Source organism: Micromonospora sp. NPDC000207, from assembly GCF_040300925.1.
In the GTDB taxonomy this organism is placed as follows: domain Bacteria; phylum Actinomycetota; class Actinomycetes; order Mycobacteriales; family Micromonosporaceae; genus Micromonospora.
Map to the genome: position 1 here is coordinate 26858 of NZ_JBEPEQ010000069.1, position 6587 is coordinate 33444.

The 6587-nt window shown below is 73.0% G+C and carries 7 protein-coding genes; 3 read left to right on the forward strand and 4 right to left on the reverse strand.

The genetic code is table 11. The features are described from left to right. Positions 1–6 precede the first annotated feature (6 nt). Positions 7–1257 carry a PucR family transcriptional regulator gene (locus ABT336_RS17800; protein ID WP_502891199.1) on the reverse strand — a complete coding sequence of 417 codons (1251 nt, stop codon included), beginning with the start codon at positions 1255–1257 and terminating at the stop codon, positions 7–9. 99 nt (positions 1258–1356) lie between these two features. Here ABT336_RS17800 and ABT336_RS17805 point away from each other — a divergent pair, with 99 nt between their 5' ends. Both ABT336_RS17805 and ABT336_RS17810 read left to right on the forward strand, forming a co-directional pair. After that, the gene (locus tag ABT336_RS17805) at positions 1357–2460 is read left to right on the forward strand and encodes a ferredoxin reductase (protein ID WP_350897713.1); all 1104 of its coding nucleotides are present in this window, start codon (positions 1357–1359) and stop codon (positions 2458–2460) included. Positions 2461–2473: 13 nt separating this feature from the next. Continuing rightward, positions 2474–3649 (forward strand): fatty acid desaturase family protein, encoded by a 1176-nt coding sequence (locus ABT336_RS17810; protein ID WP_350897714.1) that lies wholly within the window; start codon positions 2474–2476, stop codon positions 3647–3649. Positions 3650–3704: 55 nt separating this feature from the next. On the opposite strand, the gene ABT336_RS17815 is transcribed toward ABT336_RS17810, so the two are convergent. After that, positions 3705–3869, reverse strand: a complete 165-nt coding sequence (locus ABT336_RS17815; RefSeq protein WP_350897715.1) for a hypothetical protein — start codon at positions 3867–3869, stop codon at positions 3705–3707. Positions 3870–3953: 84 nt separating this feature from the next. Beyond that, positions 3954–4667 carry a polyamine aminopropyltransferase gene (locus tag ABT336_RS17820; RefSeq protein ID WP_350897716.1) on the reverse strand — a complete coding sequence of 238 codons (714 nt, stop codon included), beginning with the start codon at positions 4665–4667 and terminating at the stop codon, positions 3954–3956. A 191-nt stretch (positions 4668–4858) separates the two neighbouring features. Between ABT336_RS17820 and eccB the strand changes: the two genes are divergently transcribed. Further along, positions 4859–6247, forward strand: a complete 1389-nt coding sequence (gene eccB, locus ABT336_RS17825; protein ID WP_350897717.1) for a type VII secretion protein EccB — start codon at positions 4859–4861, stop codon at positions 6245–6247. On the opposite strand, the gene ABT336_RS17830 is transcribed toward eccB, so the two are convergent. Continuing rightward, positions 6219–6587, reverse strand: a 369-nt coding sequence (locus ABT336_RS17830; RefSeq protein ID WP_350897718.1) for a class I SAM-dependent methyltransferase, incomplete at its 5' end; no start/stop codon positions are given. The two genes, eccB and ABT336_RS17830, sit on opposite strands and share 29 nt — an antisense overlap.

Consider the following 6587-nt stretch of genomic DNA (forward strand, 5'->3'; position numbering starts at 1 on the left):
GGCCTGTCACTCCGTACCGTCGGCGGGCTCCTCGTCGCGCTGCGGTGGCGGGAGGAAGGCCAGCGCCACCGTCAGGTCCAGCACCAGGTCCGGGTCGTCGAGGCGGTCGCCGTACAGCTCCCGCAGCTGACCCATCCGGTACCGCACCGTCTGCGGGTGGACGAACAGGTCCGCGGCCACCTGGTCCCGGCGGCCCTGGCGCAGCAGCCAGCAGCGCAGGGTCTCGGCGAGCCGGTACGCGGTGGCCGCCGGGAGCGCGGCCAGCGGGGCCAGGACCTCGGCCCGCAGGTCCGCCAGGCCCTCGGGGTCGTGGCCGAGCAGCAACTCGGTGAGGTGCCGTTCGGTGTCCACCGGTTCGGCCGGGTCCGGGCGGGCCCCGTCCAGCGACAGCGCCCGCACGGCCCGCTGGTACGAGGCGGCGACCCGGTGCCAGGGGCGGGCCGGGCCGACGACCGCCCGCTGCCCCCGCAGCAGCCGCAGCAGCTGCACCCGGCGGGTGGCGTGCGCGTCCGGCACGAGCAGCACCGCCAGTTCGGCGGCCGGGTCGACCCCCGGCAGGTCCTCGGTGCCGTCGAGGGTGGACGGGTCGAGTCGGGTCAGGGCCGGCCGGACGCCGCTGCGGGGGAGCAGGACCGCGGTGAGGGTGTGCGGCACCGGCCAGTCGGCCCGTTCCGCCCGTCGGCGCAGCGCCTCCTCGGCCTCCCCGGCCAGCAGCAACTGGGTGAGCCGTTCCAGGTTGCGCCGTCGGGCCCGGCCCACGCTGGCGAGTTCGTCGGCGTGTCCGGCGACGCTGGCGGCGGAGAGTTCGTCGATGTAGGCGAACATCAGTCCGGCGAACTCGGCGACGGTGGCGGCGGGCAACCCCCCGTCGACGGTGGTGGTGGACATCTCCCGCCAGGCCACCCGGGCGCCGACCCGGTACGCGGCCAGCAGGGCGTCCATGCTCCGCCCCGACCGGGCCTCACCGCTGCCGAGGGCGTACGCCGCCTCCAGGGCAGGGGTGAGGGGGATGCTCGGGTCGGTGCTCTCGGGGCGTTCCATGACGTTGAGGAACGTGCCGAGGGCGATCTGCACGGCGTTCTCGATCTTCTCCCGCATCTGTCCGGTGAGGGTGCCCGAGTAGCTGGGCACCTCGGCGGTGATCGCGGTCACAGTGTGTTGGGCCAGCGGTGGCAGTTGGGCGCGCAGGGCCCGTGCCGCCGGTCCGCCGAGGCTGAGCCGCATCGGTGGACCGTCGGGGGAAAAGCGGGCGGACATGCGGGAACCTCCGTCCGTTGTTCACTGCGAACAAAATGATGCGAGCCGTTCACACCGTCTGGTCAAGATTTTATCCGCAGGAGTAGCCACCCTGGGAATATGACCTCGATGGCGACCCGCCCTCCGACCGGCCCACCGCGCCGGGGCGCCCTGCGCGACCGGCTGCTGCGCATCGCCGGTGCGGTGACCACGCCGCTGCTGCCGGAGGACTACCTCGACCTCGTCGACCCGCTGCGCTCCGGTGCGGCCCTGCGCGGCCGGATCCTCGCCGTGCAGCCGCAGACCCGGGACGCGGCCACCCTCACCGTCCGCCCGGGCCGGGGATGGCTCGGCCACCTTCCCGGCCAGTACGTCCGCCTCGGCGTCGACGTCGACGGGGTACGGCAGTGGCGGGCGTACTCGGTCACCTCGGCACCCCAGGACCGGGGCGCGACCATCCAGGTGACCGTCAAGGCCATCCCGGACGGCGTGGTCAGCAACCACCTGGTACGCCGGATCCGCCCCGGCACGATCGTCCAGCTCGACCAGGCGCAGGGGGACTTCGTCCTGCCTCCTGTCGTACCTCAGACGATCCTGTTCCTCACCGCCGGCAGCGGGATCACCCCGGTGATGGGGATGCTGCGCTCCGGCGCGTACCGGGACCGCGACGTCGTCCTGGTCCACTGCGCGCCCACCGCCGACGACGTGATCTTCGGCGCGGAGCTGCGGGACCTCGCCGGGCGGGGCGCGATCCGGCTGGTCGAGCGGCACACCGACGCCGACGGGCAGCTCACCGTCGACGACCTCGCCGACCTGGTCCCCGACCACCTCGACCGGGAGACCTGGGCCTGCGGACCGGTCGGTCTCCTGGACGCCGTCGAAGGGCACTGGGCGGCGCACCAGCGCACCGACCGGCTGCACACCGAACGGTTCCGCCCGACCATCGTCGCCACCGGTGAGGGCGGCGAGGTGACCTTCACCGAGGCGGGGGTGAGCGTCACCTCCGACGGTGCCACCCCGATCCTCGACGCCGCCGAGGCCGCCGGAGTCCTGATGCCATCGGGCTGCCGGATGGGCATCTGCTACGGCTGCGTGCTGCCCCTGCGCGAGGGAGCGGTCCGGGACCTGCGCGACGGGGCGCTCACCACCGCCGTCCCCGGCGACGGCGTCCTCATCCAGACCTGTGTGTCGGCTGCGGCCGGCGCCTGCCACATCGACCACTGAGGAGTTGGCGGACGTGACCGCGATCCAGAACCAGCCACAGAGCCCGATCGCCCACCTGACCCCTGCCGACATCGAGCAGCTGGGCCGGGAACTCGACGCCATCCGGGAACAGGTCATCGCGAACCGGGGCGAGCGCGACGCCGCGTACATCCGCAAGGTGGTCGTCACCCAGCGCCGGTTGGAGCTGGGCAGCCGGGCGGTGCTGCTCTTCTCGCTCTTCCCGCCGGCCTGGGTGGTGGGCACCGCGGGCCTGGCCGTGGCCAAGATCCTGGAGAACATGGAGATCGGCCACAACGTCATGCACGGCCAGTGGGACTGGATGCGGGACCCGAAGTTGCACTCCACCACCTGGGAGTGGGACAACGTCTCCCCGGCCGCCCAGTGGAAGCACTCGCACAACGAGCTGCACCACACGTACACCAACGTGATCGGCAAGGACAACGACCTCGGCTACGGCATCATGCGCGTCGACGAGGACCAGCGGTGGCACCCCATGCACCTCGGGCAGCCGCTGTGGAACTTCCTCAACGCCTGTTTCTTCGAGTACGGCATCGCCGCGTACGACCTGGAACTGGGCCGTAACCTCCGCAAGGGCCGCCACCGTGACCCGAAGTTCCGGGCCCGGGTCCGGGCTGTCGGCCGCAAGATCCGCCGACAGGTCCTCAAGGACTACGTGCTGCACCCGCTGCTGTCCGGGCCGTCGTTCCTGTCCACGATGGCCGCCACCTTCACCGCGAACCTGATCCGCAACCTGTGGACCCACTCGGTGATCATGTGCGGGCACTTCCCGTCCGGGGTGCAGACCTTCACCCGACGGTCGATCACCGGGGAGACCCGTGGCGAGTGGTACCTGCGGCAGATGCTCGGGTCGGCCAACATCAGCGGCAGCCGGGCGATGCACATCATGACCGGGAACCTGTCGTTCCAGATCGAGCACCACCTCTTCCCCGACCTGCCCAGCAACAGGTACCAGGAGATCGCCCCGCAGGTGCGGGCACTGTTCGACAGGTACGGCCTGACCTACACCACCGGGAACCTGCCCAAGCAGGTCGGCTCCGCCTGGTGGAAGATCATCCGGCTCTCCCTGCCCAACCGGTCGACCCCGGCCGTCGAACAGACCCCGGTCCCGACCCCGGCGGTCGAGCAGACCCCGGTCCCGACAGCGACCGCGGTCCTCACCCCCGGCTGAGCAGCCACCCGTCCGGTCCCGTCGCGCGGTGGTCCGGCAGCCCCGCCGGTACGCCTCAGCGGCGGGTCGTCGACTGTCGGCCCCTGACGAAGGCCAGGACGATCAACACGACGAACGCGACGGCCCCGATGATGATCAACCAACGGGCTGCTTCGAGGAGCAGCCCGAGGAGCACCAGCGCCACCGCGACGACGCCGATGACAAGCAGCATTGCCCGCATGTTCCCCTCCTGGCATCCAACGCCGTCACGTCACCCGTGACCGCCCCACCCCCATTCCCCACTTCCGCACCTCTATGCCCACTGTCAGGTGCGGGCGAGGTAGACGGTGTTTGCCGACTCGCCGCCGGTGAGCGGGTTGGGGAACCGGACGACGTGGGCCTGCCAGGTCGCGAAGACCTCGGCCAGGGCCTCGCCGAACCGGGCGTCGGGCGGGTCGTCGGACCACATCGCGAACACCCCGTCGGGGTGCAGGTGCCGGGCCAGCCTCCGCAGCCCGGCCGGGGTGTAGCAGGAGGCGTGGTCGGGGGAGAGCACGTGGCGGGGAGAGTGGTCGATGTCCAGCAGGATCGCGTGGAAGAGCCGACCCGGGGCCGTCGGGTCGAAGCCGGTCTCGCTCGCGGCGGCGGCGAAGAAGTCGGTCTCGACGAACCGGGTACGGGCGTCGTCGGCCAGCCCGGCGCAGAAGGGGAGAAGACCCTGCCGGTGCCAGTCGACGACGTCCTCGATCGCCTCCACCACGAGCATCGCGCGTACCCGGGGGTCGGCCAGCACCGTCGAGGCGGTGAAGCCCAGGCCGAGACCGCCGACGACCACGTCGAGGTCCGCTCCGGGTAACGCCCCCAACCCCAGCCGGGCCAACTCGATCTCGGCGACCGGGAAGAGGCTGGACATCAGGAACTCGTCGTCGAGCTTGACCTCGTAGACCTCGGTGTCGAGCGCCGGATCCCACCGACGTCTCAGGCTGATCTCCCCGAGCGGGGTCTGCCGCCAGGCCAACTCCTGGAACCGTCCACCCACGTCGTCTCCGCCCCTCCGCGCTGTGACAGGTGCGGGCGGGACCCTACCGGCAGTCGGGTCGGCGCCGCCCGGGACGCGCCGCCCGGGAGCACCCTCCGCCGGGCGGTGGTGGGGGTGTGGACACGGAGGGTCCCCGCGCCGTCGACGGAGCGCTTATCCTGTGCGCCGACCGACACGCCGGAAGGGATCCGATGCCGTCGCGGCAGGACCAGCTCCACTCCTACCAGTTCACCGTCCAACGGGCGGTCGCCGCCCTGGTCATGCGGGACACCGACCCCGCGCAGTCCCCGTTCCGGCGACTCGCGGGGGCCGCGCTGGCCGGTGTCCTGGTCGCCGCGATCGGGTTGGGCGGGTTCGCCCTGTACGGCCTGTTCGCCGGGGGCGGTGCGAAGTGGCGGGACCCGGCCGTGGTGATCGTGGAGAAGGAGTCCGGCGCCCGGTTCGTCTACCGGGACGGCAGGCTGCACCCGGTGTCGAACTACCCCTCCGCCCTGCTGATCATCGACACGGAGCAGCCCCGGACCGTACTGGTGTCCCGGCGTTCCATCGAGGGGGTGCCCCGGGGGACGCCGTTGGGCATCGCCGACGCCCCCGACTCGCTGCCCGCCCCCGGTCGGCTCTCCACCACCGCCTGGACGGTCTGTTCAGTGGTCGGTGACGACGAGGCGGCCACCCCGAGGTCGGCGGTGCTGATCGGGTCGGACCCCGGCGGCGGCCGGGCGGCCGGCGACGACGCCGTGCTCCTGCGCCACCCCGACGGCAGTCTGCACCTGTTCTGGCGGGACCGGCGGCACCTGCTCCGGGACACCGACGTGGTCCTGGCCGCGCTGGCCACCACCCGGGCACGGGCCGTACCCGTCGCTCCGGCGCTGCTCAACACCATCCCGGCCGGGGCGGACCTGGTCCCGCTCACCCTGCCCGGGCTCGGTGAGCCGTCCGAGCGGGTCGCCGACGCCCTGATCGGGGACGTCTACCTGGTCCGCAACTCCGGCGGCGGCGTCCAGTACGCGGTGGTCGACCGGGACGGGCTGGCCGGGATCACCGAGCTGCAGGCGGGTCTGCTGCTCGCCCGCACCGGGCAGGGTGAACCGGAGGCGGTCACCCTGGGCCGGTTCGCCGTGTTGCCGAAGCTGCCCGACCTGACCCCCACCGGCCCGTCGGCCCCGCCGCCCGCCCCGCCCCGCCTGGCCACCCTCGACCACGGTGGGCTCTGTCTGCGAATCGGCGACGACACCGGGGTGCGCGACGTCCGCCTCGACGTCACCCTCCCGCAGCTCGACGCCGTGCCGAACCCCACCGGCCACCGGGTCCAGGCCGACCACGTCCTGGTCGCCCCGGGGCGGGGTGCCGTGGTGGAGTCGGTGGCGGCCCCCGGGGCCACCGGTGGGACGCTCTGCGTCGTCACCGACCTGGGACGTCGGTACGCGGTGGCCGGACCCGAGGTGCTCGGGATGCTCGGCTACCGCGACGTACGGCCGGTCCGGCTCCCCGCCGCGTTGGTGAGTCTGGTGCCGCCGGGCAGTCCCCTCGACCCGACGGCGGCCCGCGCCGTCACCCGGCCGGCCGACGCAGGACGGTGACGGCGAAGTCGGCGTCCGCCCGCCACGGGCGCAGGTCCCACGTGGCGAAGCGGTGGTCCCGGCGCAGCCCGGCGGCGTCGGCGTCGGCGTCGAAGTCGTCAAGGGGGTAGCCCCGGCCGGTACCGAACCCGACCACCAGCAGCCCGTCGGGGCGCAGGTGGGCGGCGATCCGGCCCAGCACCGCCCGTTCGGTCCCGGGGGCGACGAAGGTCATCACGTTCCCGGCGACCACTGCGGCGTCGAAGGGCTCCGGCTCACCGGCTGCGGGCAGGTCGAGTTCGGCCAGGTCGGCGACGAGCCACCGGGGGCCGGGGTGGTCGGCGCGGGCGGCCTCGACGAG